The 25,576-nt window shown below is 66.3% G+C and carries 25 protein-coding genes and 1 tRNA gene; 15 read left to right on the top strand and 11 right to left on the bottom strand.

The genetic code is table 11. From position 1 onward, the window contains the following. Positions 1–23: 23 nt before the first annotated feature. Positions 24–1,367 (top strand): DUF7544 domain-containing protein, encoded by a 1,344-nt coding sequence (locus tag LAQ74_RS02970; RefSeq protein ID WP_224334848.1) that lies wholly within the window; start codon positions 24–26, stop codon positions 1,365–1,367. Positions 1,368–1,440: 73 nt separating this feature from the next. Further along, on the top strand, positions 1,441–3,690 hold the full coding sequence (locus LAQ74_RS02965) for an NADP-dependent malic enzyme (protein ID WP_224334846.1): 2,250 nt from the start codon (positions 1,441–1,443) through the stop codon (positions 3,688–3,690). A gap of 475 nt (positions 3,691–4,165) precedes the next feature. Here LAQ74_RS02965 and LAQ74_RS02960 read toward each other — a convergent pair whose 3' ends face one another. The 3 genes from LAQ74_RS02960 to LAQ74_RS02950 form a co-directional block, all read right to left on the bottom strand. Then, positions 4,166–4,885 (bottom strand): twin-arginine translocase subunit TatC, encoded by a 720-nt coding sequence (locus tag LAQ74_RS02960; protein ID WP_224334844.1) that lies wholly within the window; start codon positions 4,883–4,885, stop codon positions 4,166–4,168. 60 nt (positions 4,886–4,945) lie between these two features. Beyond that, the gene (cysE, locus tag LAQ74_RS02955) at positions 4,946–5,563 is read right to left on the bottom strand and encodes a serine O-acetyltransferase (protein ID WP_224334842.1); all 618 of its coding nucleotides are present in this window, start codon (positions 5,561–5,563) and stop codon (positions 4,946–4,948) included. 81 nt (positions 5,564–5,644) lie between these two features. After that, complete coding sequence (locus LAQ74_RS02950; protein WP_224334840.1) at positions 5,645–6,277, bottom strand: ribonuclease H family protein; 633 nt, start codon at positions 6,275–6,277, stop codon at positions 5,645–5,647. 126 nt (positions 6,278–6,403) lie between these two features. Here LAQ74_RS02950 and LAQ74_RS02945 point away from each other — a divergent pair, with 126 nt between their 5' ends. The 6 genes from LAQ74_RS02945 to LAQ74_RS02920 all read left to right on the top strand — a co-directional run bounded on the left by LAQ74_RS02945 (position 6,404) and on the right by LAQ74_RS02920 (position 13,753). After that, positions 6,404–8,059, top strand: a complete 1,656-nt coding sequence (locus LAQ74_RS02945; RefSeq protein WP_224334838.1) for an ABC transporter substrate-binding protein — start codon at positions 6,404–6,406, stop codon at positions 8,057–8,059. A gap of 33 nt (positions 8,060–8,092) precedes the next feature. Beyond that, positions 8,093–9,082, top strand: a complete 990-nt coding sequence (locus LAQ74_RS02940) for an ABC transporter permease (protein ID WP_224334836.1) — start codon at positions 8,093–8,095, stop codon at positions 9,080–9,082. Then, positions 9,082–10,095: an ABC transporter permease gene (locus tag LAQ74_RS02935; RefSeq protein WP_224334834.1), complete on the top strand. Its 1,014-nt coding sequence runs from the start codon at positions 9,082–9,084 to the stop codon at positions 10,093–10,095. Before LAQ74_RS02940 ends, LAQ74_RS02935 begins: the two co-directional genes overlap by 1 nt. Beyond that, entirely contained in the window at positions 10,096–11,358 is a 1,263-nt protein-coding gene (locus LAQ74_RS02930) for an ABC transporter ATP-binding protein (protein WP_224334833.1), read from the top strand. Further along, on the top strand, positions 11,351–12,748 hold the full coding sequence (locus LAQ74_RS02925; protein WP_317987378.1) for an ABC transporter ATP-binding protein: 1,398 nt from the start codon (positions 11,351–11,353) through the stop codon (positions 12,746–12,748). The genes LAQ74_RS02930 and LAQ74_RS02925 overlap by 8 nt, the downstream gene beginning before the upstream one ends. A gap of 84 nt (positions 12,749–12,832) precedes the next feature. Next, positions 12,833–13,753, top strand: coding sequence for a DMT family transporter (locus tag LAQ74_RS02920; protein ID WP_224334831.1), 921 nt, complete (start codon positions 12,833–12,835; stop codon positions 13,751–13,753). Between the two features lie 75 nt (positions 13,754–13,828). Here the strand turns inward: LAQ74_RS02920 and LAQ74_RS02915 are convergent, their stop codons facing one another. Together LAQ74_RS02915 and LAQ74_RS02910 are read right to left on the bottom strand one after the other, a co-directional pair. Beyond that, a complete protein-coding gene (locus LAQ74_RS02915; RefSeq protein ID WP_224334829.1) occupies positions 13,829–14,116 on the bottom strand; it encodes a DUF8072 family protein in 288 nt (95 codons plus the stop codon). 59 nt (positions 14,117–14,175) lie between these two features. Continuing rightward, complete coding sequence (locus LAQ74_RS02910) at positions 14,176–15,144, bottom strand: asparaginase (RefSeq protein WP_224334827.1); 969 nt, start codon at positions 15,142–15,144, stop codon at positions 14,176–14,178. Between the two features lie 462 nt (positions 15,145–15,606). Here LAQ74_RS02910 and LAQ74_RS02905 point away from each other — a divergent pair, with 462 nt between their 5' ends. From LAQ74_RS02905 to LAQ74_RS02895, 3 genes are all read left to right on the top strand, one after another. Then, positions 15,607–15,867 (top strand): DUF8028 family protein, encoded by a 261-nt coding sequence (locus LAQ74_RS02905; protein ID WP_224334825.1) that lies wholly within the window; start codon positions 15,607–15,609, stop codon positions 15,865–15,867. Positions 15,868–16,064: 197 nt separating this feature from the next. After that, a complete protein-coding gene (locus LAQ74_RS02900) occupies positions 16,065–17,039 on the top strand; it encodes an aldo/keto reductase (RefSeq protein ID WP_224334823.1) in 975 nt (324 codons plus the stop codon). Between the two features lie 67 nt (positions 17,040–17,106). After that, the gene (locus LAQ74_RS02895) at positions 17,107–17,679 is read left to right on the top strand and encodes a DUF1684 domain-containing protein (RefSeq protein WP_224334821.1); all 573 of its coding nucleotides are present in this window, start codon (positions 17,107–17,109) and stop codon (positions 17,677–17,679) included. Positions 17,680–17,706: 27 nt separating this feature from the next. Here the strand turns inward: LAQ74_RS02895 and LAQ74_RS02890 are convergent, their stop codons facing one another. Further along, complete coding sequence (locus LAQ74_RS02890; RefSeq protein WP_224334819.1) at positions 17,707–18,417, bottom strand: DUF4013 domain-containing protein; 711 nt, start codon at positions 18,415–18,417, stop codon at positions 17,707–17,709. Between the two features lie 179 nt (positions 18,418–18,596). On the opposite strand from LAQ74_RS02890, the gene LAQ74_RS02885 reads away from it, so the two are divergent. Then, entirely contained in the window at positions 18,597–18,788 is a 192-nt protein-coding gene (locus LAQ74_RS02885; protein WP_224268473.1) for a DUF8178 family membrane protein, read from the top strand. 40 nt (positions 18,789–18,828) lie between these two features. On the opposite strand, the gene LAQ74_RS02880 is transcribed toward LAQ74_RS02885, so the two are convergent. Both LAQ74_RS02880 and LAQ74_RS02875 read right to left on the bottom strand, forming a co-directional pair. Then, a complete protein-coding gene (locus LAQ74_RS02880) occupies positions 18,829–19,806 on the bottom strand; it encodes a lamin tail domain-containing protein (RefSeq protein ID WP_224334817.1) in 978 nt (325 codons plus the stop codon). A gap of 73 nt (positions 19,807–19,879) precedes the next feature. Next, entirely contained in the window at positions 19,880–20,164 is a 285-nt protein-coding gene (locus tag LAQ74_RS02875; protein WP_224334815.1) for a hypothetical protein, read from the bottom strand. A 510-nt stretch (positions 20,165–20,674) separates the two neighbouring features. On the opposite strand from LAQ74_RS02875, the gene LAQ74_RS20300 reads away from it, so the two are divergent. Further along, a complete protein-coding gene (locus tag LAQ74_RS20300; RefSeq protein WP_255647731.1) occupies positions 20,675–20,803 on the top strand; it encodes a hypothetical protein in 129 nt (42 codons plus the stop codon). Between the two features lie 370 nt (positions 20,804–21,173). Here LAQ74_RS20300 and LAQ74_RS02870 read toward each other — a convergent pair. Further along, a tRNA-Met gene (locus LAQ74_RS02870) sits at positions 21,174–21,322 on the bottom strand. A gap of 131 nt (positions 21,323–21,453) precedes the next feature. Between LAQ74_RS02870 and LAQ74_RS02865 the strand changes: the two genes are divergently transcribed. Beyond that, entirely contained in the window at positions 21,454–22,557 is a 1,104-nt protein-coding gene (locus LAQ74_RS02865) for a DUF7115 domain-containing protein (RefSeq protein ID WP_224334813.1), read from the top strand. Between the two features lie 35 nt (positions 22,558–22,592). Here the strand turns inward: LAQ74_RS02865 and LAQ74_RS02860 are convergent, their stop codons facing one another. After that, positions 22,593–23,021 (bottom strand): DUF5830 family protein, encoded by a 429-nt coding sequence (locus LAQ74_RS02860; RefSeq protein ID WP_425498505.1) that lies wholly within the window; start codon positions 23,019–23,021, stop codon positions 22,593–22,595. Between the two features lie 212 nt (positions 23,022–23,233). On the opposite strand from LAQ74_RS02860, the gene LAQ74_RS02855 reads away from it, so the two are divergent. After that, positions 23,234–23,845, top strand: coding sequence for a TVP38/TMEM64 family protein (locus LAQ74_RS02855; protein WP_224334811.1), 612 nt, complete (start codon positions 23,234–23,236; stop codon positions 23,843–23,845). A gap of 166 nt (positions 23,846–24,011) precedes the next feature. Here the strand turns inward: LAQ74_RS02855 and gpmI are convergent, their stop codons facing one another. Beyond that, positions 24,012–25,526: a 2,3-bisphosphoglycerate-independent phosphoglycerate mutase gene (gene gpmI, locus LAQ74_RS02850; protein WP_224334809.1), complete on the bottom strand. Its 1,515-nt coding sequence runs from the start codon at positions 25,524–25,526 to the stop codon at positions 24,012–24,014. Positions 25,527–25,576: the final 50 nt, after the last annotated feature.

Raw genomic sequence — 25,576 nt, 5'->3', positions numbered from 1 at the left:
CGTGCGAGTGAAATCATCCGACCGTGCCCTGGTACGCAATCGATGCAATCGACGATGCGATAGATTCCACTCGTCGATTCCTGTTCCCGTTTCGCCTCGGTCGGTGGCTCCGACTCGCAGTAATCGTCTTCTTCCTCGGCGTGTTGAACACCGGCAGTTCACCGCTGAATTTCGGTAATTTCGGGGGAAGCGGCGACGTGCCGACGCAACCACAGCCGACGCCCTCTCCAGCGCCTGACCCGACGACCGGCGTCGACCCCGGGACGCTCGCCGAGGTAGCCCTCCTCGTCGGCGGCGTCCTCGTGGTCCTCCTCGCCCTCGTCCTCCTGTTCCGCCTCATCGGCGACGTGATGCGATTCGTCTTCCTCGACGCCCTCCGCACCGACGACGTGCGCATCCGCGGGCCGTTCCGCCGTCGGTTCGGCAAGGGGCTTCGACTGTTCGGCTTCAAACTGCTCCTCGACGTGGTCGTCAGCGTGCCGATACTCGTCGGGGCCGCGCTGTTCGTCCTCGCGTTCGTCGCGCCCGGACTCCTCTCGGAGTACGGTATCGACCCCGGCCTCTTCAGCGGCCTCTTCGCCGGAGTCGGCGTCGTCGGAATCGTCGCGGCGCTCGCTCTCTTCGCCCTCGTGAGCGTCGTTCTCGGCCTCGTCGTCGGCCTGACGAACACGTTCGTCACCGCCGTGATGCTCGTCGAAGACGTGGGCGTCGTCGACGGGTGGCGGCGCTTCTGGCCGACGCTCCGCGGCGAGTGGAAGCAGTATCTCGTCTACCTCGTCATGCGGGCCATCCTCGGAATCGGTGTCGGCATCGCTACCAGCATCGTCGTCGCCATCCCCGGACTCGTCATCGGTGCGATAGCCGTCGTCGTCGTCATCGCAATCGTGAGCGTGTTCGGTGCGATGCTCACCCCGGTCACCGCCGCTCTGGGTGGACTGACGCTTCTGGTGGCGTTTCTGGCGTTCCTGCTCATCGCGCTTCCGGTCGGAATCGTCGTCCAGACGTACTTCCGGATGTACGAACTGATGGTGCTCGGGCACTCGAACCCCTCGTTCGCCCTCGTCACGATTCCGGCCGACGGAGACGGCGGCGACGATGGCGATGCCGGTGGCGACGGTGCTGTCGGTGACGACGGCGACGACGGACCCGACAGCGGAGTCGGTGGGAGCCGACACGATGACGACGATAGATTCGGCGACGACGACCGGTTCGGCGACGACGACCGGACCGGCAGTCGGTCCGAATCCGGGTCGCGGCAGTCGACGACCGACGAGACGACGTCTGCGGGCGGCGACGAGTCCGACGACGACGAAGAGAAGCACTCCGACGACGGCTCGGGGTTCAGATTCGGTCACGATACCCGCTGAGTTTCGTCGTTCGTCGAACCGTGATATCGACGCTATGCATAGTTTTTTGCCGACGGAAAGAGTCGCCGCAGCCATGGGGCTGGATGACGACGCACGGGAGTACCACCGACAATCACCTCCCGGCAAAATCGAGATTTCGACGACCAAACCGACGAACACCCAACGCGACCTGAGCCTGGCGTACTCGCCCGGCGTCGCCGCACCGTGTCTGGATATCGCCGACGACGCCGACGAGGCGTACAACTACACCGCCAAAGGCAACCTGGTCGGCGTCGTATCGAACGGTTCTGCGGTGCTCGGCCTCGGCAACATCGGTGCGCAGGCGTCGAAGCCCGTCATGGAGGGTAAGGGCGTCCTGTTCAAGCGCTTCGCCGACATCGACGTGTTCGACATCGAGTTGGACCGCGCCGACCCCGACGAGATAATCGAGTGCGTCTCCGCGATGGAGCCGACGTTCGGCGGGATCAACCTCGAAGACATCAAAGCGCCCGAGTGCTTCGAAATCGAGTCGCGACTCCGCGAGGAGGTATCGATCCCCGTCTTCCACGACGACCAGCACGGGACGGCCATCATCTCCGGCGCGGCGCTTCTGAACGCCGCCGAAATCGTCGACAAGGAACTCGACGAACTCGACATCGTCTTCTCGGGCGCCGGCGCGAGCGCCATCGCGACGGCGCGGTTCTACGTCTCGCTCGGCGCGAAGCGCGAGAACATCACGATGTGCGACTCCTCGGGCATCATCACCGTCGACCGCTCCGACGAGGTCAACGAGTTCAAGCGCGAGTTCGCCGCCGACCGCCCGAACGGCGACCTCGCCGACGCGATGGAGGGCGCCGACGTGTTCGTCGGTCTCTCCGTCGCCGACATCGTCTCGCCGGAGATGGTTCGGTCGATGGCCGACGACCCCGTCATCTTCGCGATGGCGAACCCCGACCCCGAGATACCGTACGAGGCGGCGAAAGACGCCCGCGACGACACGGTCATCATGGCGACGGGGCGCTCGGACTACCCGAACCAGGTGAACAACGTGCTCGGCTTCCCGTTCATCTTCCGCGGCGCGCTCGACGTGCGCGCGACCGAGATCAACGAGGCGATGAAAGTCGCCGCCGCGGAGGCGCTCGCCGAACTGGCCCGCCAGGACGTGCCCGACGCCGTCGTGAAGGCGTACGGCGACCAGCCGTTGCAGTTCGGTTCCGAGTACATCATCCCGAAACCGCTCGACCCGCGCGTGCTGTTCGAGGTCGCGCCCGCCGTCGCACAGGCCGCCATGACCAGCGGCGCGGCCCGCAAGGACATCGACGTCGCCGACTACGAGGAGCGCCTCGAAGCCCGCCTCGGCAAGTCCCGCGAGATGATGCGCGTCGTCCTCAACAAGGCGAAGTCGAACCCCAAGCGCGTCGCCCTCGCGGAGGGGACCGACGAGAAGATGATCCGCGCCGCCTACCAGATTCGAGAGCAGGGCATCGCCGAACCCATCCTGCTTGGCGACGCCGACACCATCCGCGACACGGCCGCGAACCTCGGCCTGGAGTTCGACGTGAACATCGTCGACCCGGCGGGCGAGGACCACGAGGGCTACGCCGACCGACTCCACGAACTCCGCCAGCGCAAAGGCATCACCCGGAGCGAGGCGGGCGAACTGATCCGCCGCGACAGTAACTACTTCGGTAGTGTGATGGTCGAACAGGGCGACGCCGACGCGCTGCTCACGGGCCTGACGCACCACTACCCATCGGCGCTTCGACCGCCGCTGCAGGTCATCGGCACCGCCGAAGACGCCGACTACGCCGCCGGGGTGTACATGCTGACGTTCAAGAACCGGGTCATCTTCGCCGCCGACACGACGGTGAACCTCGACCCGACGGCGGACGTGCTCGCGGAGGTCACGAAACACACCGCCGAACTCGCGCGCCGGTTCAACGTCGAACCCCGCGCGGCGATGCTGTCGTACTCGAACTTCGGCAGCGTCGACAACGAGGGCACCCGAAAACCGCGCGACGCGGTGGGGCTGCTGCACGAGGACCCCGAGGTCGACTTCCCCGTCGACGGCGAGATGCAGGCCGACACCGCTGTCGTCGAGGAGATTCTCGAAGGCACCTACGACTTCACGGACCTCGACGAACCGGCGAACGTGCTCATCTTCCCGAACCTCGAAGCGGGCAACATCGGCTACAAACTGCTCCAGCGCCTCGGCGGCGCGGAGGCCATCGGCCCGATGCTCGTCGGCATGGACAAGCCGGTCCACGTGCTCCAGCGCGGCGACGAAGTCAAAGACATCGTGAATCTGGCGGGTGTGGCGGTCGTGGACGCGCAGGAAGAGTAACGCGCGAGCACATCTTTTTGGTCCAGATTTTTGCGCGACTGGGTCGCGGAGCGATCCCGAGCGGAAAAAGGTGGAAGCGATATCGTCAACCTCGCGGGCGTGGCTGTGGTGGACGCACAGGAAGAGTAGCGACTGTTCGTCGACGGCGACCGACTCTGATTTTCGTTACGTTCTCGACTGGTGTAGTGCGCTGTGTGAAAACGACGAGAGAGGAGCGACCAGTATCGTGCGTCACTCTCGGTAGCAGTCGCGCTTTCGCTGACAGTCGCGCCATCTTCGCTCGAACTCGCAGTACACCCCGCGAGTGCGGCGACGCCGGTCGCAGATACGGACAGCAGGCGACGTCGAGAGAGGGAGGGCATCGTCTCCTGTCGTCGTTCCGGTGACATCAGCGCGTTCTCGCGGCCGACGCTCGGGTACTGCTCTGCAACGCTTTCGAGTCGTGAGAAGTACCGGGTTCACCGTCCGCTGCTGACTACCCGAACGTCAGCACGACCAACCCGGCGACGTAGCCGCCGAGGAGCACGCCGCCGTAGACGACGAACGTCACCGAGTCCGGCGGGGAGTACACCGACGCGTAGGCGAGCACGCCGAGGAGCGCGAACCCCCAGTCTCGGTGCAGCACCGTCGAGGAGACGACGCCGTCGCCGACGAGCGCGACCATCAGCGTCGGCAGCGAGAGGGCGACGCCGACGGCGACGGGGAGAAACAGCGCCACCTCCGCGAGCCAGTAGGGCCGGTACGCGGGGACGAACCCGCTCCGGAGGACGCCGAACTTGAGCAGTTCGAGGAGCGCAGGAACGACGAGCGCCGCGCCGAGAGCGACACCGACCACGAAGAGCCCCGCCGACAGGAGATAGAGCCGCCCCGTCCGCGCCCCGTGGGGACGCACCTCCTCGCGGGTGTGCCAGAGCAGTACCGCTCCGGTGGCGAAGACGCCGACGAGCATCGCGGTCTGCAGTTCGACGGCGAGCGAGACCAACGGGTCCGTCGAGAGTGCGGTTCCCGCCGGGGCGTACGCGCGGAGCGCCGCGCGCTGTAAGTCGACACCGGTCGCTCGAAACGCGACGAGCGTCAGCGCGACGGCGGCCGAAAACAGGAGGGCCAGTTCGCGTGCCCGCACACGGACCGTCCGCAGAAGTACGCCACCACCTCTGGGACCGAGCTCCCGTGCGCTATCTGTTTCGAGGACCATGCGAGCGGTATGCCAACACCTCCTATCAATCTTCCCCCTCGGGCACACGCGCGTGACCCGTCACCGGTCGCGAGTGTCCGCCGCGTCGTCGGATGCTTCGTCGGTGCGGGAGTCGTCGTCCCCGCGCGAACCGCCGTCTCCGCCGTTTTCGCCGGACGACCCTCCGGCCGGGCGGGCGGGATTGCCGACGACGGAGGTCCCGGGGGGTACGTCGTCGATGACGACGGCACCGGCCCCGACGCGTGCGCCTTCGCCGACGGTGATGGGACCGACGAGCGTCGCGTTCGCGCCCAGAACGACGTCGTCCTCGATGGTCGGGTGTCGCTTCGTCCGGCGCATCGAGTTGCCGCCGAGCGTGACGCCGTGGTAGAGTACCACGTCGTCGCCGATTTCGGCCGTCTCGCCGACGACGACGCCCATCCCGTGGTCGACGAACACCCGTCGTCCCACCGTCGCCGCCGGGTGAAGTTCGACGCCCGTGAGAAAGCGCGAGAGGTGCGAGAGCAGGCGGGCGGGGAGATGGAGGTGCGCGTTCCAGAGCGCGTGTGCGAGGCGGTGCATCCAGAGCGCGTGGACTCCGGGGTACGTGAGCAGTACCTCCGTGCGACTCAGCGCGGCGGGGTCGTTCTCCAGTGCGGCGCGCAGGTCCTCCCGGAGTCGTGTCCACGGTGACGGCATCTCTGAAAGCGTCGTCGTCGCTAACTGATAGCTGGTGCGTTTCGTCCTCGGCGGTCGGTGCCGAGGAACGCGGACCGGACCTCAGTCGCCCGCCGGACGTTCCGTCCGCGACGGCGGGAGTACCCCGTCGTCGCCGACGCTCGGCGCTCCGAGCGGTTCCGGGAGGACGCACCGGTCGGGCTCGCGGTTCACGTGGGTGTACTCGGTGGGCGCGTTCGCCAGCACGTGCGCGGGGTTCTCCCGGCTGTCGATGCGCGCCGCCCGAAGGTCGGCGAACCCCGAGATGCGCGCGAGGATGCCGCGCCAATGGTTCTCGCTGCCGGCGGGAATCGGCGGCGTTCCGGCGGGGTTCCACGACGGGTCCGCCGCGGCGAGCGTCGCGGCGTTGACGTTCGCCGCCAGGTCGTCGTGGTCGATGAGAACGCCGACACTCGCGGTTTTCGGGGCACGGGCCGCCAGCACGTCGAGTCCGAGGTGGAGCGCGCGGTACTCCGCGACGTTGTTGTTCGGCACGACGTCGGGCAGCGAGACGCGGGCGACTCGCACGCCGTCGCGCGTCTCGATGACGGCCCCGAGGCCCCCACCGTCGGGACGGTACGACCCGTCGGTAGCGACGTAGAACTGACGGTGGTGTGTCCGCGGCGGGTGCGCGATGTGCGGGGTGGGCGATTGGTCGAACAGATTCCTGAGCGATGACCGGCGGTGTGCGGCCATGTCGCACGCTTGGTAAGTCCCGTACTTAAGTGTATGCCACGAAATGTCGGTTCGGGTGAAACTCGCCGGTGTATTGCGATTGGTAGTACCATAGCATATATATCGGGGTAACACCCATGTGGTTTCATGACTGAAGACAGGCAGTCACGTGTTAGCAGACGCCGTTACCTCCAGTTGGCAGGCGGTGCCGCGGCAACCGCAGCGCTCGCCGGTTGTTCCGGTGACTCCGACGAGATCAACACCGATACGCCGGCGGCCGGCAACGAAAGCGGTGGCAACGACACCGGTAACGACACCGGTACCTCCGACAGCGAGGACAACCAGGACGACAGCGAGTTCGCCGTCACCATCACGCAAGGACAGATGGACTCCGGTCTCGACCCTCACGACCACCGTGAGACGAACACCGACATCATCCTGATGCAGATCTACGAGGGCGCACTCGACCGCAACCGCGAAGGGCAGGTGATCGAGGGTCTCGCCGAGGACTACGAACAGACGGAGCCGGACCGCGTTCGCCTGACGCTCCGCGAGGGCGTGACGTTCCACAACGGTGACGAGCTCACCCCCGAGGACGTGGCGTTCAGCATCAACCGCATCGTTGACGAGGACGTCGGCGGGTTGGCGAGTCCGCAGAGCGACCAGTTGGCGGGTATCACCGAGGCACAGCCCGTCGACGGCGAGCGCGCGGTCGACGTCGTCTCCGACGGCGTCAACCCGATGGCTATCGGCCTGCTCGCCAGCTACGGCGAGATCGTCCAGCAGTCCTGGATCGAGTCGAGAGAGTCCAACGAGATCAACAGCGACGCCAACGGCACGGGACCGTTCCAGCTGTCGAACTACACGCAGGACGAGCAGGTCGAGTACACGAAGTACGAGGACTACTGGCGCGAGCCGGCGGAGGTCGACGCGCTCACCATCAACGCGGCCTCCGAGTCGAGCACGCGGGTCAACCAGCTCGTCAGCGGCGAGACCGACATCATCGTCAACGTGCCGCCGCAGGAGGTCAGCCGTATCGAGGACAGCGGCGACGCGGGCGTCGAGGCGGTGCCGAGTACGCGCGTCATCTACAACGGGATGCGCTACGACGTCGAGCCGTTCTCGAGCCGGCAGTTCCGTCAGGCGATGAACTACGCCATCGACCTCGACACCATCATCTCGGAGGTGCTGTCGGACTTCTCGGACCCGACGGGCCAGCCGACGCTCGAAGGGTTCACCGGCTACAACCCGGACATCGACCCGTACCCGTACGACGTCGAACAGGCGGAACAGCTGGTCGAAGAGAGCGGCTTCGCCGGCGCGACCCTCGAACTGCACACGCCGGTCGGCCGCTACCTGAAGGACCTCGAGATCGCGCAGGCCGTCGTCGGCTACATCAACGAACTGTCGAACGTCGAGGCCGAGGTGAACCAACGTGACTTCGGTGACCTCGCCGCGCAACTCACGACCGGCAACATCGAGGACATGCCCGACTGGTACCTCATCGGCTGGGGCAACGAGACGTTCGACGCGAGCCAGACGCTCATCCCGCTGCTCACGACTGACGGGTCGCTGTCGAGTTGGAGCAACGAGGAGTTCGACGGCCTCATGGAGGAGGCCGGACAGACCCCCGACGAGGACGAGCGCGAACAGATACTGCGGGAGGCGAACCAGCTCGCCCACGACGAGGCGCCGTGGATCTTCCTCAACCGACAGTACAGCGTCTACGGCGCGAGCTCCCGCATCGAGTGGGAGGCGCGCCGCGACGAGTCGATAAAGGCGTACGAAATCATGCAGCCGTAACGGACGGCGCACGCGGACTTCTCCCATCCAATCATGTCATTTGCGCGATTCATAATCAAGCGGAGCCTACAGGGAATCTTCGTCGTCTGGGGTGTCGTGACGGTGGTGTTTCTCCTTCGGTTCTCCACGCCGGGCGACCCCGTCAACTTCATCGCCCCGTTAGACGCCAGCCCCGAGCTTCGGCAACGTATCGCCGAGGAACTGGGGTTGAACCAACCGCTGTACGTCCAGTACCTCGACTATCTCGCGGGCCTGCTCACCGGCGACATGGGCTACTCGTACATCTCCGGGACGGAGGCGGCGGCGCGCATCTTCGCGCGACTCCCGGCGACGGTCGAACTCGCCGTCGCCGCGACCGTCGTCGCGATCGTCATCTCGATACCGCTCGGCGTCGTCAGCGCGACTCGGCGACACGAGCCCGCCGACTACGCCGCGACGACGTTCTCGCTTGCGGGCATCAGCACACCGAACTTCTGGCTCGGCATCATGCTCGTGCTCGTCTTCGCGGTACAGTTGAACTTCCTGCCGACGAGTCGTCGACCCGTCGGGTTCGGGCAGGCGTTCGAACTCCTGGTGTTATCGGGCAACTACGCCGGAATCGTCCTCTGGTTGCAGCACATCACGCTCCCGGCCATCACGCTCGGGACGTACTTCACGGCGCTCGTGACGCGTCTCACCCGTAGCGGGATGCTCGACGAACTCGGCAAGAGCTACGTCGACGCCGCGCGCGCGAAGGGACTCCCCGAGACGCTCGTGCGCTACAAACACGCGCTGCGGAACACGCTCATTCCGGTCATCACCGTCCTCGGCCTGCAGTTGGGGTCGCTCATCGGCGGCGCGGTCATCACCGAGGCGGTGTTCGCGTGGCCCGGACTCGGGACCTTGGTCATCAACAGCATCAACACCCGCGACTGGCCGCTCATCCAGGGCAGTCTCATCGTGATCGGGACGAGTTTCGTCTTCGTCAACATCGCCGTCGACGCGCTGTACGCGTACGTCAACCCTCAGGTGGTGTACGACTGATGGTCTCTCCACGCACGTGGCGGAACCTCCGCCGCGAACTTCGGGGGAGCGCGCTCGCGAAGATCGGCATCGTGCTGGTGCTCGCTATCATCCTCGTCGCGATGTTCGCGCCGTTCCTCGCGCCGTACGACCCGTATCAGCAGGACCTGCAGAACTCGCAGGTACCGCCGCTCGGCTTCAGTACGACCGAGAACGAGACGCGTTCGGAGATGGTCGACGGCGAGATCGAGACCGTCGAGGAGGAGGTGACGGTCAACGCGACGATGGCCCACCCGCTCGGCACCGACGCGCTTGGCCGCGACATGCTCTCGCGGACCATCTACGGCGCACGTACCTCGCTGCTCGTCGGCCTGTTCGGCACGATGCTGGCGGTGCTCATCGGGGTCACCGTCGGTCTCACCGCCGGCTACTACGGCGGCCGCGTCGACGACGGACTGATGCGGATGTCCGACATCATGTTGGCGTTCCCCTCGCTCGTCTTGGCTATCGCGCTCATCGGCCTGTTCGGCGGGGTGACGATACGGATACCCGACCCGTTCGTCGCGCTCGGACTCGCGCCCGAGATGCCGTCGAGCATCGTCTTACCGGGGACCGTCGTCCTCGTCGTCGCGCTGGTGAACTGGGTGTGGTTCGCCCGCGTCGCCCGCGGCGAGGCGCTCAGCCTCCGCAACGAGGAGTACGTGAAGGCCGCCCGCGCGCTCGGCGCGAGCGACGGCTCCATCATGCTCCGTCACGTCCTCCCCAACAGCATCACCCCCATCCTGGTGTTGGCGACGATTCAGGTCGCCGCCATCATCCTCCTGGAGAGTTCGCTGTCGTACCTCGGCTTCTCGGGGGCGAACCTCTCGTGGGGGCTCGACATCGCACAGGGCCGTAACTACCTGGCGTCGGCGTGGTGGATCGCGTCGATTCCCGGCGTCGCCATCGTCTTCGCCGTCATCGGGGTCAACCTCGTCGGCGACTGGCTACGCGACGCGCTCGACCCAAGCATCGAAGGGGAAGGAGGCGTCTAAATGGACGAGATACTCAGAGTCAGAGACCTCAAGACACGGTTCTTCACGGAGGAAGGACAGATAAACGCCGTTGAGGGCGTCAGCTTCGACGTCCGCGACGGCGAGATATTCGGCATCGTCGGCGAATCGGGGAGCGGCAAGTCGGTGACCGCGCTGTCGGTCATCGACCTCATCGAGTCGCCCGGCCGGGTCACCGGCGGCGAGGTGTGGTACCGGAACGCCGACCTCGCCGACGAGTTCCGCGAGAAACGAGCCGACGCCGTCGACGGCGAGTTCGTCGACCTGCGGCAGTTGCCCAAAGGCGTCCGCCGGTCGCTCCGCGGTCCCTCGTTCAGCATGGTGTTTCAGGACCCGATGAGCAGTCTCAACCCCTCCATCACGGTGGGCGAGCAGATTGCGGAGGCGGTCGAGGTTCAGCGTCGCGCCCGCGCGAACCCGCGGAGCACCCGCTCGCGGACGCAGGGCTACGGTCTCGCGCAGTACTTCGTCGACAGCATCGTCCCCGGCCGCGAGTACACGAGCGACGAGAGCAAAGAGCGAGCCATCGAGTTGCTCGAACAGGTCGGCATCCCCGACCCGGAGGCGCGCGCCGAGGAGTACCCCCACCAGTTCTCCGGCGGGATGCTGCAGCGGGCGATGATCGCACAGGCGTTGGCGGGCGAACCCGACATCCTCGTCGCCGACGAACCGACGACGGCGCTGGACGTGACGATTCAGGCGCAGATCCTGAACCTGCTTCGGGACCTCCAGCGCGAGCAGGACATGAGCATCATCATGATAACGCACGACCTCGGCGTCATCGCGCGGATGTGCGACCGCGTCGGCGTGATGTACGCCGGAGAGATCGTCGAACGCGGCACGCTCGAAGATATCTTCGACGACCCGGTCCATCCGTACACCGAGGGGCTGTTGGGGTCGATTCCGGACCTCGAAGACCCGGCGCCGCGGCTCTCACCCATCGACGGCAACGTCCCGAGTCTGCTCGACTCGGAGATGGGCGACCGCTGTTACTTCGCCGACCGCTGTCCGAAGGCGATGGAGGCGTGTCTCAACCCGATTCCGGAGTACGACACCGAGAGCGGCGAGGTCGTCGACGACGGGGCGAAGTCGGCGGCGGTTCACACCGCCCGGTGCGTGCTCGCGACCCGCGAGTTCGACCCCGACGAGGCGCTCGCCGACGACTACTTCGGCGAGGAGGACGAGACGTCAGGCCCGGAGACGGGCGACGACGCCGCCGAACAGGAGGTGATGAGCGATGACTGACGACGACCGACCGGCGACGATCGACGGTGAACCGCTGCTTCGCGTCCGCGACCTGAAGAAGTACTACGGCGAGGAGAGTTCGCTGGTCGAGACGCTACTCCGCCGCGAGTCGGAGAGCGTCAAGGCCGTCGACGGCATCAGCTTCGACGTCCACGAGGGCGAGACGTTGGGCCTCGTCGGCGAGTCCGGTTGTGGGAAGTCGACCACCGGCGAGACGCTGCTCCGCCTGCGGGAGGCGACCGAGGGGCGCGTCGAGTTCGACGGCGAGGACGTCTACGGGATGGAGGGCGACGAGCTAACGGAGTTCCGCCGCCGCGCGCAGATCGTCTTCCAGGACCCCTTCTCCAGTCTCGACCCGCGAATGACCATCGGCGAGATAATCTCGGAGCCGTACCGCATCCACGGGCTCCCGGAGGAGTCGCCCGACGACGGGCGCTCGAAGCGCGAGTGGCGCGTCGACCAGGCCGCCGAACTGCTCGAACGGGTCGGGTTGGCAGCGCACCACGTCGAACGCTATCCCCACGAATTCTCCGGCGGGCAGCGTCAACGCGTCGGTATCGCCCGCGCGCTCGCGCTCGAGCCCGACTTCATCGTCCTCGACGAACCCGTCTCCGCGCTCGACGTGAGCGTTCAGGCGCAGGTGTTGAACCTGCTGGACGACCTCCAGGAGGAGTTCGGCCTCACCTACCTGTTCATCGCGCACGACCTCTCGGTGGTTCGCCACATCTGCGACCGCGTCGCCGTGATGTACCTCGGCAACATCGTCGAACTCGGACCGACGGACGACCTGTTCGACGACCCCCAACACCCCTACACCCGGGCGCTGTTGGAGAGCGTCCCGCGGGCGACGACCGCCGAGAGCGGCCGCCAGGTCGATCCGCTGGCCGGCGACGTGCCGAGTCCCCGCAACCCGCCGTCGGGCTGTCGGTTCCGTACGCGCTGTCCGCGCGTCATCCCGCCCGCGGACGTGTCGCTCACCCAGGCGGCGTACCGCGAAGTGATGGACCTCAGAGACCGCCTCGAACGCGGCGAGTTCGACGCCGAGGTCGCGTGGAGCGCCGCGGGCGACGACACCGACAAACCGGGGTTCAAACGCCATCTCCGCGAGGAGTTCTTCACGCACGACCTGACCGGCGACGACGAGACGGCCGTCGAGCAGGCGTTGGAGGCGCTTTCGACCGACGACACGGAGGAGGCCATCGCCATCCTCCGCGAACGGTTCGAGAGCGTCTGCGAGACGACTCGGCCGCTGTTGCAGGAGCGCGCCCACCCGGCGGCGTGTCACCTCTACGAGCAACCGGCGGACGCCCCCGTCGACCGCGACCCGGTGCGTGCGCACCCCGAGACCGGCGTCGCCGACGACGAAGAGGCGGGCGCGCAGGCGGACTGAACGCTCCATCACGACTGGCGCGCCGAAACCGGTTCGCCGCGCCGCAAACGAAAACTACACACCGGCCGGCCGACCAGTTTCGTCGTGAGCCAAACACGGAACGCACTACTGTTCTTGCTTCTGGCGGCCGTCTGGGGGTCGGCGTTCATGGCCATCAACGCCGGTCTGGAGTCGTTTCCCCCCGTCCTCTTCGCCGCGCTCCGTTACGACGTCGCTGGCGTGCTGATGCTGGCCTACGCCGCCTACGTCGTCGACGATCCGGTCCCGCGGAGCCGAGACCAGTGGGCCGTCGTCGCCATCGGCGCCGTCTTTCTCATCGCGGCGTACCACGTGCTGTTGTTCATCGGACAGAGCGGACCGGTGACGAGCGCCGCCGCGTCGGTCATCGTCAGCCTCAGCCCCGTCCTGACGACGGTGTTCGCGCGGGCGTTTCTCCCGAGCGAGCGACTCACCACCGTCGGCGTCGCGGGCCTCCTGTTGGGGCTGGTCGGCGTCGTCGTCCTCTCGAACCCCGACCCGAACGCGTTGTTGACGGAGGCGACTCGGTCGAGACTGCTCGTCTTCGGCGCGGCGGCGGCGTTCGCCCTCGGGAGCGTCCTCACTCAGCGCATCGACGACGGCCTCCCCATCGAGACGATGGAGGCGTGGGCGATGCTCGGCGGCGCCGCGCTGATGCACGTCGTCTCCGTCGGAATGGGCGAGTCGTTTGCCGAGATTACGTGGTCGACGCAGGGCGTCCTCGCGCTCCTGTATCTCTCGCTGGCGGCGAGTGCGCTGGGCTTTCTCGTCTACTTCGACCTGTTGGACCGGCTGGGTGCCATCGAAATCAACCTCGTCTCCTACGTCGCGCCGATATTCGCGGCGATTTCGGGCTATCTCGTGCTCCGAGAACCGCTGAGTGCGGAGACGGCGCTGGGCTTTCTGCTCATCTTCGGCGGGTTCGTCCTCTTGAAACGCGACGCGATTCGCGAGCAGTTGGTCCGGCAGTCGGTGGGAACGCCGTGACGTGACTCCGTTTGTCGTGACGTGACTCCGTTCGCCCCGGGGCGACTCTGCCGGCGGTAAGACGGCTCCCGACGTTCAGTCGGTCCGCTCGACCCGTTCGACTTCGGTCACCTCGCCGACCATCGACCAGCCGTCGGCCTCCCGTCCCTTCCGGCCGAGCAGCACCGACTCGTTGTCCTCGCTCGTGACGAGTCGGTAGTCGGCGTCGTCGTCCTCGCACGTGCCCTCTCCCTGGAACTCGCGCTGGAAGAACTGGGTTCCCGAAAAGTGGTAGACGGCGCTCGACCCGTCCGAGAGGGTCAGCAGAACGGGCTTCGGCGAGACGTTGTGGATGCGCTTCGCGATGGGGTTGAGGTCGGCCATATCGGCCGGACGGTCGAGGTCGTGGGTAAAGAATCGGTCGGACGGAGTCGGTCGAGCGCTCAGTCGAACAACGCCGCGAGTTCGTCGCCTTCGATACCCGCCGAGAGCGCCAAGAGGAGCTTGATTCGGGCCTTGGAGGTCGGGAGGTCACCGGAGAACAGCGCGCCGTGCTCGCGAAGCGTGACGCCGCCGCCGGGCGTGCCGTACACCTGATCGGTCGGGCCGACGTGACAGCGCGAACTGACGACGACGGGGACCGTCTCGGTCGCGCGCGCGACGGCGTCGCCGAGACCGCTGGCGACGTTCCCGAGACCCGTCCCCTCGACGACGACTCCGTCTGCCCCGGCGTCGACCGCTCTGTCGAGTTCGTCGCCGGAGACACCGATTCCGGAGTGGACGACCGGGACGGTGGCCGACGCGTCGGCGACAGCCCCTCCGGGGAGCGACGCCGCCTCCGAGGACCGACTCTCGGCGGCGCGGTGGACGTGCATCGCCGAGCGCGTGAACGTCGCGATGGGGCCTTTTCCGGGCGATTTGAACGTCGACAACGCGTTCGTGTGGGTCTTCTCGACGTCGCGGGCGGCGTGGAGTTCGTCGTCGAACGCGACGGCCACGCCCGAAAGTCGGGGCGAGGCGGCCGCTCTGACCGCGGTGAGGAGGTTCGCCGGCGCGTCGGAGCCGACCTCGTCGAAGCGACGCTGCGACCCGGTGACGACGACGGGCGCGTCGGCGTCGAGCAGAAGCGAGAGCGCGTACGCCGTGTCGGCGAGCGTGTCGGTACCGTGGGTGACGACGAACCCGTCGACCTCGGGCGTGTCGGCGACGGCCGCCGCGACGGCGGCGATGTCGTCGAACTGCATGTCGAATCCGGGATGCGAGGCGATCTCCTCGGCGCTGACCGTCGCGTACTCGTCGAGTTTCGGTACCGCCTCCACCAGTTCTTCGCCGCGTTTTGCCGGCGCTGCCCCCGTCTCGCTCGGTTCGCTGGCAATCGTTCCGCCGCAACTCAGCACGCGCACGTCTGGCATGGGCTACTCTCGGACTCCCGGCGGTTGACTGTTGTGCAGCCGGTGGTTTTTGTGTCTACGACCCCTACAGGAGGTATGTTTCCGCTCGGACTGCTCGGGACGTTCGGAAGTCGGTCGGCGGACGACCACACCCGGCCTCGATACGGTCGGTTGGTGGGTCTCGTCTTCGTAGCTGTGTTGCTCGCCGTCGTCGCTCGAGCGACGCGCGACGGCCGTCGCTCCCCCGCGCCGCGCTGGACGAGCCATTCAGTTCGTTCAATCAGCGAAAACAGTCCGTAACGAGAGACAGTCAATAATTACCGGAGAAGAAGGATGAGCGCGCTCGATAAACCTTTAAACGATCTCTCATCGCTTCGTGAAGGGTCAATTAGGGAACTGGTCAGCGCTAAAACTGACCGAACTCGGCTCAACGCTCTCCCCCCTATATGACCCCTTGAGCTATAGAGAAGAGCGAGAGGTCCCATGTCCAACTCCTCCCCACTCAAGAACGAACGCCCCCACCAATCGAACAGCCTCCTCGACGAACTGACCAACAGCCTCGGTAGCCGCATCCTCACCCGGCCGGTGCAGTTCACGGCCTTCTGGTCCGCCATCGCCCTGCCGTTCTTCTACATTCCGCTCATCGCTGGGGAGACCGTCTTCGGCGTCGGGATGGAACTGCTCCCGCTCCTGTTCGTCGCCAACGTCGTCGCCCTCGTCGTCGGCCACGGCCACAAGCAGTAACCGCGTCGCGTCCCCGGTCCCCCTACTCGTCCCCGCATTTTCTCTTATCTCTCCTCGCTCCTCTATCCTGCTCTCGCCTCGCCGTTCACGGGTTCACGTACACGCTCTCTACGCTTCGTTTACTCCGTGCGGCACGGTTCGCTCGCGTCCGCCGTCGAATCGGGCGACTTTAGCGCCCGGTCGCCGCACTACACCGCATGACGCTCGACACGGTTCCGCTCGGCCGTACGGGAACGAAGGTGAGCGAACTCGCGTTCGGCACGTGGCGCTTCGGACGCGAGAACGACGACGGAGAGGTGGAGGTCGGTCGCGACCGCGCCCACCAGTTGCTCGACGCCTACGCCGACGCCGGCGGCACGTTCATCGACACCGCCGACATGTACGGCGAGGGGCGCAGCGAGGAGTACATCGGCGACTGGTTGGCCGACCGCGACCGAGAGGAGTTCGTCGTCGCCTCGAAAATCTACTGGCCGACGAGCGACCACCCCAACGGCCACGGACTGAGCCGTAAACACCTCCGAAACAACGTCGACGAGATTCTCGACCGCCTCGGCACCGACTACGTCGACGTGCTCTACGTCCACCGCTGGGACGACGACACGCCAGCGCGGGAGTTCATGCGGACGCTCGACGAGTTCGTCCGCGACGGCAAGGTGAACTACCTCGGCGCGTCGACGCTCGAACCGAACGCCTGGAAGGTGGCGATGGCGAACGAACTGGCGGACAAGCGCGGTTACGAACCGTTCTCGCTGTCGCAACCGCGCTACAACGTGGCGAACAGAGAAATCGAGGGAAATTACCTCGACATGTGCGACCACTACGACGTCGGCGTCGTCCCGTGGTCGCCGCTGGCGGGCGGCTTCCTCACGGGGAAGTACAGTCGAGACGGAACACCGCCCACGGACTCGCGGGCGGCCAACGACCAGCAGTTCGCCGACTCCTACCTGACCCCGGAGAACTTCGACGCGCTCGAGGCCGTCGAAGCCGTCGCCGAGGAGGTCGGTGCGACGCCCGCGCAGGTGAGCCTCGCGTGGTTGTTGCACCACGAGCAGGTGACCGCGCCCATCGTCGGCGCGCGGACCACGAAGCAGTTGGAGGAGAACCTCGTCGCGAGCGATATCTCACTCACCGACGCGCAGTTCCGGCGTCTCGCCGACGCGAAGTCGAACTAAGCGTCACGAACCGCCGAACTGGACCGCGGTCCCAACCGATTTGTGTCGGGACCGGCAACGCAATCGCATGAGCGACAGCGAACGCGATTCCGGCCTCGGCGCCGATGAGTGGCGCGCGGAGGTCGAACACCAGCGTGAACAGAAGGACGACTTCTTCGCAGACCACCCGCAGTCACCGATACCGCCGGAAGAGCGCGAGTCGTTCGACGGGCTCGACTACTTCGACCCGGACCCAGAGTACCGCGTCGAGGCGACGGTGACCACCTACGACGAACCCGACCCCGTCGAGATGGAGACGACGAACGGCCCGAACGTCCGCTATCTCCGCGTGGTGACGTTCGAGTTCGAAGCCAGCGGCGAGACACAGACGCTCGCGGGCTACCGTCAGGAATCGGACGAATCGAACTCGCTTTTCGTCCCGTTCCGCGACAAGACGACCGGCCAGCAGACGTACCGCGGGGGGCGGTACATGGAGTTCGAACCGAACCGAGAGCTCGAAGACGGCGACGAGGTGGTGTTCGATTTCAACCTCGCGTACAGCCCGTTTTGCGCCTACAGCGAGACGTTCGCCTGCCCGCTCCCGCCCGAGGAGAACTGGCTTGACGTGGTGATTCCGGCGGGCGAGCGGTTCAAGGAGTAACGCGGCGTCGCGACGGGAAGAGCGGCGCTACGCGACCGTCTCGTTCGGGGAGACGTCGGTCGCCCGCGCTCCGTCGTCGAGCGCTCGGGCGTACCCGCGGCCGTAGATTCGGGAGGCGACGATACCCACGTAGAAACTGGCCAGCGGGACCACGAGCCACCCGACGACCGGGATTACGGCGACGACACCGATGAGGACGTTTACCCCGAGCAGCAGGACGAACGCGTAGAGCCACCGTACCGCGTACTCGCGGTCGAACGCGACGCGACGGACGCGGCCGAAGTCGAACCCCGCACGGAGCGTCCCCTCGCGGGCGACGTTGAGCATCCCGACGACGCCAAAGTAGCCGAAGACGAGCGAGAGAAGCGACGAGATGGCGATTCCGGCAACGATTCCGAGGACGCTCACACGCATCGCCACGTTGCCGTCGCTCAGCACCGGAATCAACACGAGCACCGACGTGAACGCGAAGGCGAGCAGTGGGACGAGTTGGTACGCCAGCAGGACGGCGGCCGCCTTCACACCGTCGACGAACAGCGCTCCCGACTCGGTGAACGACGGCGGGCGCTCCTCGCCGCGCATGCTCCAACGCGCGACGCGAAGGTAGTAGCTCAGAACGAGAAACATCGGGAGGACGAGGACGCCGAGGAGTATCAGCACGGCACCGATGAGCAGCGTCTCCACCCAGTCGTCGGCGTTCGTCGGATAGCGGAGGTCGGCCTCGATGTCGATGCTCATCGCGTTATCACGTCGGTGGAAGGCCGACGACATAATCGTTGCCCGTCGGCGTATCGAGACCCGACCAGGACCGGTAAACCCGACTCATAGCGGTGAGACCCGACCAGCACCGGTGAGAGGCGAGACGGCCGGCGGACCGAAAACGAAATTCATTATGTGGACGACGATATAGCCGGAGTATGGACGTAACACGAAACGGTACGCTCGGCCTCGGGATGATGGTCGTCGGAACGCTCGGCTTCGTGCCGACCGCACTCCCCTCGTCGACGTTCGCCGGCGTCGTCGGCGGCATCGTCCTCGTCGTCGCCGCCGCGTTGCTCACCGCCGGAACGTACCTCGTCGGCACCGACGTGACCGGTCGCGCGGTCTGAACGCCTCCCCACTCTTCCGACCCCGCGCCCGCGAGAGCCGTCAGTAGGACCGCCGAGCGACGACCGTTCCGGCGCCGTCTCTGACGATCACCTCGTCGCCGTCGTTGTTCCACACCGGGGCGCTCGCCCCCCAGTAGAGCGTTCCATCGCCGTCCTCGCCGTCGCCGGTTCGGAGCGTCACCGTCTCGGTCGGCTCGAGTGCGAACCCGTCGGGGAAACGGTACTCCTTGCCCACCTCGTCGTTCACCGTCCATCCCGTCAGGTCGAGCGTCTCGCTGCCGTCGTTCCGGAAGACGACGTACTCGTCGTCGAGGTTCTGCTGGTCGTCGCCCACGGCGTCCTCGTGGATCTCGGCGACGACGAGCGGCGAGTCGCCAGAGCGATCGGCCGTCTCGGACGACCCACCGTCGGTCTCAGCTTCGGCGTCGGTCGCGCACTCCCACAGACCGCGGCCGTCCGCTCGGGCGTCCGATTCGGCGTCGTAGTAGCGCTCACGTGCCGTGAACTGACTGTCGTAGACGCGGGCGTACCCCTCGTCGACGAGCCCGTAGTTGAAATCCGTACCGTCGAGTACGACGTAGACGAGTAGGCGGTCGTAGTAGCCGCGCCGCGGTTCGTTCGCGTCGAACCGGAGTGTCACCTCCCGGTCGAGGAGCGTCTCAGTCGCGTAGTCGGTGGCGCGTTCGCCGTGGTCGTTCAGACAGGCCTGGCCAGTCTCGGTGTCGGGGACGCCCTCGAAGTCGTCGGGGTCGCTCTCGCCGTACGTCTCGGGCGTGTCGACGCCGAGGAGGCGCGCGGTGTCGCGGGTTCCGTTGGGGTACGCGATTTTCACCGTGTCACCGTCGACGACGGTGGCGGTCCGGTTCGGTCCTTCGCCGGGGAGCGGAACGTCCCCCGCGCCGGGGGCGACGCTGTCGTCGGAGTTCGAAGGCGGAAGGGACGGAGCACCGAGACAGCCGGCGGTGACGAGTAGGCAACTGACGACGAAGACGAGCGACCGTCGACGGAGCGGACTCACAGACCCGAGTACGGAGAGCCGGCATATCACTTTCTCGCCGCCGGTTCCTCGAACGGCGTCGGAGGCGACTGCGCTACGAGAGTCGGCTGTACCAGAATCTGAGCCACTCCGAGAGCGGGCCGCGCGTTCCCTCGACGTGGACGCGAACGGTACCGTCGAACCGCCATCGAGCAATTTCGGCGTTCGGTTCCATTCGCAGCGGGACGTCGACCTCCAACTGCTCGAAGCGGCATTCGATGGTCTCCTGTCTGTCGATTTCGGTGTCGATGACGTCCTCTATGACGTCGAACCACGTCTGCCCGGCCGTCGGGTGACCCGCGGGCGTCTGTTCGGCGTCCGTCGCGGTGTTCGAACCCATCGGATACAGATAGCCTGCACCGGGGCTTGTAACTTCGCCTGGTGTGAGGAGACGGCCCGCAGTCGGAACGAGGAGTGTGAGACTCGGCGCGCTCACCGTCGCAGAGGCCGCTCCACGAAGGGGTGTCATAAGGGGTGATCGACCATTTATGCACGATCTAATGTAATTTCTCGTGTAACTGACTATGAGATAGAATGTCTTATTCGCCCCTCTCCAATACGACAACGCACGGGCTGACGGGAGGACGCCTCGATTTATCAAATAAGTTGACAGTACTTTCGATCGAACGATTGTATCCGGCGACCCGAAAATCGAACAGCACCGAAGCGCCGCCGCCGAGCGGCGTCCAGTAGAAGACGAAACGACAGAATAGAGAGGCTGTTTTCTGGCGAGGGCACTCTGTCCGGCGGTCGGAGAACGGACGAGCATCGGGACGAAGGTACTGCTGGCGGGACTCACGCTCGCGGTTGGAGCGCTCGGTGCGACGGCGTTCGAGGTCGGCGGCGCGTCGTGGCAGACGACGTGAGAGACGGCTCCGAAGTCGTCGTCCGGTTGCGACGCGTCGACGCGGACGCGACTCGCGAGGGAGGTGACGGCGACGCCGACGAACCCCCTGTTCGAGCCTCGATGGCCGATTAGTGACCCCCAAACCAGATTTAACAGGTGGTTCGGCCGAAATTCGAAGAGAGTATGGACCTCGAAACTATGGTGGGTTCGACCCTACGAAGTAGCAGAGTCGCCGTCGCGGCGCGGATTCCCGCGCCCATCCGACGGCGCTCGAGGGCGACCATCGACCGGTCGCCGTGGTGTGTCAGAGTCCGGGTCGTGTCAGCCCGGGTCGTTTTGTGTAGTGGGGAAACGGCTTCGTACGCCGTCGACGCTTTTTGTGAACTGTCGCGAGGTGAGCCGAGCCTTCCCTCACCGAAGGATCGAACGACTATCGAACGGCAGGGACGAGCGTGTCTCCGGTCGAAGAGCCGAGAACTCGTCGAGTCGAACTGTCGAAAAATGCCCGGGGTGGGCTCCGAACCCACGATCTCCGCATATCCCAGGTCAGAGGCTCGGCAGGCCCCATGGGGCGGAGGCTTCCAAGGCGATACCGCACCGAATCTCAGAACCCTATGAGTGCGGCGCTATGTCCAGCTAAGCCACCCGGGCTCAGTTCCATCTTGTCCGATGAGACTCTTGAACCTTCCCATATCGGTCCACGGCGGGGCGGTTTCACGCCGGTGTTCCTGTTCGCCGTCGCACCCCCTGAATTTATCACGTGTGGCCGGGACACCCCTGCCATGAGCCTGCCGGAACTCGTCCAGACCGAACTGGACGACGAACCAGTCGCCGCCCGGGTGAACCTCGGCGGCGAGGACGGACTGTTCGTCACGCCCACGCGAACGCTCATCTACCGCTCGGAGGGATTACTCTCGGACGAGTCCGTCGAACAGTACCCGCACGACGCCGAACGCATCTCCGTCTCCGAAGGCGGGCGCGCGTCGCGAAAAGCGACCGTGACGCTCGACTACGGTCTCGACGGCGAACAGTCGTTCTCCCTGCCGTCCAAACGCCTCCAGGACGCGCTCCACCCCGTACTCGCCGGCATCCTCAGCGCGGCCGGAATCACCGACCCCGGCGAGACGGTGAAACAGACGTTCCGGTTCAGCGAACTCACGCTCGTCGTCACGAGCGACCGGGTCGTCAAACACATCGGCGCGCCCGTCTGGGACGAGGATTTCGAGGGGTTTCACTACGCGGACGTGACCGACCTCACCTTCGAAGACGGCAGCGTCGCCACCTCCATCGTGCTGACGCTCGGCAGCCGACAGGAGCGATTCAAAGCTCCGAACGACGACGCGCGCGCGGTCCGCGAGACGCTGACAGACGCCCTCTGTACCTATCACGACGTCCCGTCGCTCGACGCCTTCCGAAAGGCGAAGGCTCGGGAGTCGGAGGCCGAACCGTCGCAGGACCGAAAGAACGTCTCGTTCGGCGACGGCCCCGCGCCGCTGACGGCCAACCCGACCGAACTGAGCGAGAAACCGAAGAACGCGACGCGACCGGACGACCCTGTAGACCTCGACGACGGCGCTGCGGACTCGGCGAGCGGCGTCGCCGCCGAGGCGGTGACCGAACCGGAGTCGGCGACTTCCTCCGCCTCGGCGACGTTCGAGGGGTCCGGATTCGAGTCCGCGAGCGACGAGACGGCGGCGTCCGTCGAGGCGGTCGAGGCAAGCAAAACGGCCGAGACGACCGAGACGACCGACACGGGCGACGGTATCGAGGAACTACGGGCACAGGTGGAGACGCTGACAGTAACGGTCCAACGACAGAACGAGCAACTCCAGCGACAGAACGAACTCGTCGAGCGACTCATCGACGAACTCAGCCGCGGGCGGTGAGGCGACCGACGGGTCGTCGTCTCCGATTCGGCGCGTCATTCTCGTCCGGTGACTTTTCTGATGCACGATGAGCCGAACGGCCCGAGTTCGCCCGTCTCGAACCGGATGAAGTGCCCCGTCGAGACGCTCGCGCCGCAGCGTCGACAGTCGAACTCGCCGTCCCGCGTGACGACCTGACTCTCGAAGCGGACGAACGTCCCGCCGCGGCGCGTCAGGATTCGTGCCCCGTCGCGTTCGATGATTCCTCGCTTTTCGGCTTCGTCGAGAATCTCGCGCGTCGTCGCCGGGTCCGTCGTCACCGTCTCGATACGGTCGATGACCGCCGGGAGTTCCAACTCCTCGTGTTCGAGGTGCGCCAGCAGGTCGAGGGCGAGTTCGATGCGCTCGCCGCGAGTGGCGGCGAGACTCCCCGTCGCGTCCGCCGAACCCGCAGATTCGTCGAGTGCGTCACCGTCGTCGGTCACGTCACCGGATTTCGGCGCGTGTGAGTTAACCATTCCGCGTACTCGAGCGGGTTCGTTCCTCACAGCGAGACCCTCAATTCAGGCATAAGGGGTATGACGGCGGACCGTGAAGCCGGTGTATGAACTGCGACACCGTTGCATCGCACACCGCCGTCCGAACGGAGCAGTGTCTCTGAGTGTCGCGCCGCACGTTTCTCGTGTCGACTGGCGCGGTGGTTGCGATTACGGCTCTCGCCGCGTGGCTCGTCTCGCCCGAAGCGCTGTTCGAGCGTCTCCGATGGCTCGCGGCCGACCCGGTTCGGTTCGTCGCCGTGTTGACGCTCGTCGCGCTCGTCCGGCCGCTTCTCGCGTGGCCGACGACCCTTCTGGCTGTCGTCGTCGGCTACACCCACGACCTCACCTGGGTTCCGATCGCGCTGGCTCTCGTCGCCGTGAGCAGCGTCCCGCCGTACCTCTTCGGGCGTCACATCCGAGGTGGCAGCGGCCGGTTCGCCGCGGCGGGCGAGCGGTTCGTCGACACGACCGGCGACGTCCGGAGCGTCGCTGCGAGCCGCCTCTTTCCGGCCCCGTCGGACATTGTCTCCGTCGGCGCGGGAATCGCCGACGTTCGGTTCCGGTCGTACCTGCTCGGAACCGCGCTCGGCGAGACTCCGTGGGTCGTCGGGGGCGTGCTCGTCGGTGGGTCGCTCGGCGCGCTCACGACCGACTCGCTGACCGGACTATTCGATATCCGTCTCGTCGCGGCCGCGGCAGTCGTCGGCGCGTTGCTCCTGGCGGGACCGCTCTATCGCTACGCGTCCGAGCGGAACGTGAAACTCCGATAGTCGGTCCCGTCCTGAGATTCATAACGGAGAACGGGGCCAACCCTCCCCGTGCGCTGAGCGCGGCCGTGAACCGGAGAGGCGGGTGTGCGACGGCCCGGTCACGGAGCGGTTCGAGGAGTTCGAGCGATTCGTACGCCTTCGACATTCGTCGTCGCCTGTTCGCCAGTCACTCCAGCAACGACTCGCCGGTCATCTCCGGCGGCTGGTCGACGCCGATGAGCGACAGCAGCGTCGGCGCGAGGTCACAGAGCGAGCCGCCCTCACGAACCCGCTTTCCGCCGTCGTCGCCCGCCGGAGAGAGGTAAACGAGCGGGACGGGATTGTACGTGTGGGCAGTATGCGGAGCCTCGGGCGTCCCCATGTCGTCGGCGTTGCCGTGGTCTGCGGTGACGAGCGCGTGTCCGCCCGCGGCGAGGACGCCATCGAGCAGTCGGCCGAGCTGTTCGTCGACGGCTTCGACCGCCGCGACGGCGGCGGCGAAGTCGCCGGTGTGGCCGACCATGTCGGGGTTCGCGTAGTTGAGCACGAGCACGTCGGGGTCGTCGGACCCGATTATCGACAGCGCCGTGTCGGTCACTTCCTCGGCGCTCATCGCGGGCGTCGCGTCGTACGTCGGCACGTCGGGACTCTCGACGATGCGCCGAATCTCGCCGTCGAACTCCACCTCACGACCGCCGTTGAGGAAGTACGTCACGTGAGCGTACTTCTCGGACTCTGCCAGCCGTAGCTGCGTGCGACCGTTGTCGGTGAGCACCTCGCCGAGCGTGTTCCGCGGCTGGTTCGGCGGGAACGCCACCGGAAAGTCGAACGTCTTGTCGTACTGGGTCATCGTCGCGAGATGAATCTCCGGCGGCGTCGTCTCGAACGGCCACTCGGGACGCACGTCGCCGAGCATCCGGACGAGTTGCCGAGCACGGTCCGACCGGAAGTTGAAGAAGAACACCGCGTCGCCGTCTTCGAGCACCGGCCCGCTCTCGACGAGCGTCGGTTCGACGAACTCGTCGGTGTCGCCACGCTCGTAGGCGTTCCCGACCGCTCCGACTGCCGAGAGCGCTTCGTACTCTGCGTCGCGGTTGACGATGGCGTCGTAAGCACGTTTGGTCCGCTCCCAGTTCTGGTCGCGGTCCATCGCGTAGTACCGACCCGAGACCGTCGCCACGTCGCCGGTACCGTGGTCGTCGACGACGCTTTCGAGCGACGCGAGGTAATCCACACCACCTTTCGGGTCGGTGTCGCGGCCGTCGGTGAACGCGTGGGTAACCGCCTCGACGCCGCGGTCGGCCGCCGCCTCGATGAGTGCGTACAGATGCTCTTGGTCGGAGTGGACGCCACCGTCGCTGACGAGGCCCATGAAGTGGATCCGCCCGCCGTGTTCCTCGGCGTAGTCGAACGCGTCGTTCACGGCATCGTTCTCGTAGAACGAGCCGTCGGCGACGCTGTCGTTGATTCGGGTGTACGCTTGCTTGACCACCCGACCAGCGCCGATGTTGAGGTGGCCGACTTCGCTGTTGCCCATCTGTCCGTCTGGCAGTCCGACGCGGCGACCGCTCACGTCGAGCGTGCCGTACGCGCCGCTCTCGCGAAACCGGTCGAAGTTCGGCGTCGCTGCGGCTTTCACGGCGTCTCCCCGGTCGTGGTCGCCGAGTCCCCAGCCGTCGAGAACGACGAGTGCAGCCTGCATACTCGTAGCTTCGCCGCCGACCGTAACTAGCCTTCGCATCCGAAGAGGTG

Source organism: Haloprofundus halobius, from assembly GCF_020097835.1.
Taxonomy (GTDB): Archaea; Halobacteriota; Halobacteria; order Halobacteriales; family Haloferacaceae; genus Haloprofundus; species Haloprofundus halobius.
The sequence above is the reverse complement of the archived record's forward strand: the minus strand, read 5'-3'. Positions and strand labels throughout refer to the sequence as shown.

What these genes read in the sequence shown, in the direction of transcription:
- LAQ74_RS02965 (WP_224334846.1), top strand. Translation starts at nt 1,441, where the DNA reads ATGGGGCTGGATGACGACGCACGGGAGTACCACCGACAATCACCTCCC.
- LAQ74_RS02960 (WP_224334844.1), bottom strand. Translation starts at nt 4,885, where the DNA reads ATGGTCCTCGAAACAGATAGCGCACGGGAGCTCGGTCCCAGAGGTGGT.
- cysE (WP_224334842.1), bottom strand. Translation starts at nt 5,563, where the DNA reads ATGCCGTCACCGTGGACACGACTCCGGGAGGACCTGCGCGCCGCACTG.
- LAQ74_RS02950 (WP_224334840.1), bottom strand. Translation starts at nt 6,277, where the DNA reads ATGGCCGCACACCGCCGGTCATCGCTCAGGAATCTGTTCGACCAATCG.
- LAQ74_RS02945 (WP_224334838.1), top strand. Translation starts at nt 6,404, where the DNA reads ATGACTGAAGACAGGCAGTCACGTGTTAGCAGACGCCGTTACCTCCAG.
- LAQ74_RS02940 (WP_224334836.1), top strand. Translation starts at nt 8,093, where the DNA reads ATGTCATTTGCGCGATTCATAATCAAGCGGAGCCTACAGGGAATCTTC.
- LAQ74_RS02935 (WP_224334834.1), top strand. Translation starts at nt 9,082, where the DNA reads ATGGTCTCTCCACGCACGTGGCGGAACCTCCGCCGCGAACTTCGGGGG.
- LAQ74_RS02930 (WP_224334833.1), top strand. Translation starts at nt 10,096, where the DNA reads ATGGACGAGATACTCAGAGTCAGAGACCTCAAGACACGGTTCTTCACG.
- LAQ74_RS02925 (WP_317987378.1), top strand. Translation starts at nt 11,351, where the DNA reads ATGACTGACGACGACCGACCGGCGACGATCGACGGTGAACCGCTGCTT.
- LAQ74_RS02915 (WP_224334829.1), bottom strand. Translation starts at nt 14,116, where the DNA reads ATGGCCGACCTCAACCCCATCGCGAAGCGCATCCACAACGTCTCGCCG.
- LAQ74_RS02910 (WP_224334827.1), bottom strand. Translation starts at nt 15,144, where the DNA reads ATGCCAGACGTGCGCGTGCTGAGTTGCGGCGGAACGATTGCCAGCGAA.
- LAQ74_RS02905 (WP_224334825.1), top strand. Translation starts at nt 15,607, where the DNA reads ATGTCCAACTCCTCCCCACTCAAGAACGAACGCCCCCACCAATCGAAC.
- LAQ74_RS02900 (WP_224334823.1), top strand. Translation starts at nt 16,065, where the DNA reads ATGACGCTCGACACGGTTCCGCTCGGCCGTACGGGAACGAAGGTGAGC.
- LAQ74_RS02895 (WP_224334821.1), top strand. Translation starts at nt 17,107, where the DNA reads ATGAGCGACAGCGAACGCGATTCCGGCCTCGGCGCCGATGAGTGGCGC.
- LAQ74_RS02890 (WP_224334819.1), bottom strand. Translation starts at nt 18,417, where the DNA reads ATGAGCATCGACATCGAGGCCGACCTCCGCTATCCGACGAACGCCGAC.
- LAQ74_RS02885 (WP_224268473.1), top strand. Translation starts at nt 18,597, where the DNA reads ATGGACGTAACACGAAACGGTACGCTCGGCCTCGGGATGATGGTCGTC.
- LAQ74_RS02875 (WP_224334815.1), bottom strand. Translation starts at nt 20,164, where the DNA reads ATGGGTTCGAACACCGCGACGGACGCCGAACAGACGCCCGCGGGTCAC.
- LAQ74_RS02865 (WP_224334813.1), top strand. Translation starts at nt 21,454, where the DNA reads ATGAGCCTGCCGGAACTCGTCCAGACCGAACTGGACGACGAACCAGTC.
- gpmI (WP_224334809.1), bottom strand. Translation starts at nt 25,526, where the DNA reads ATGCAGGCTGCACTCGTCGTTCTCGACGGCTGGGGACTCGGCGACCAC.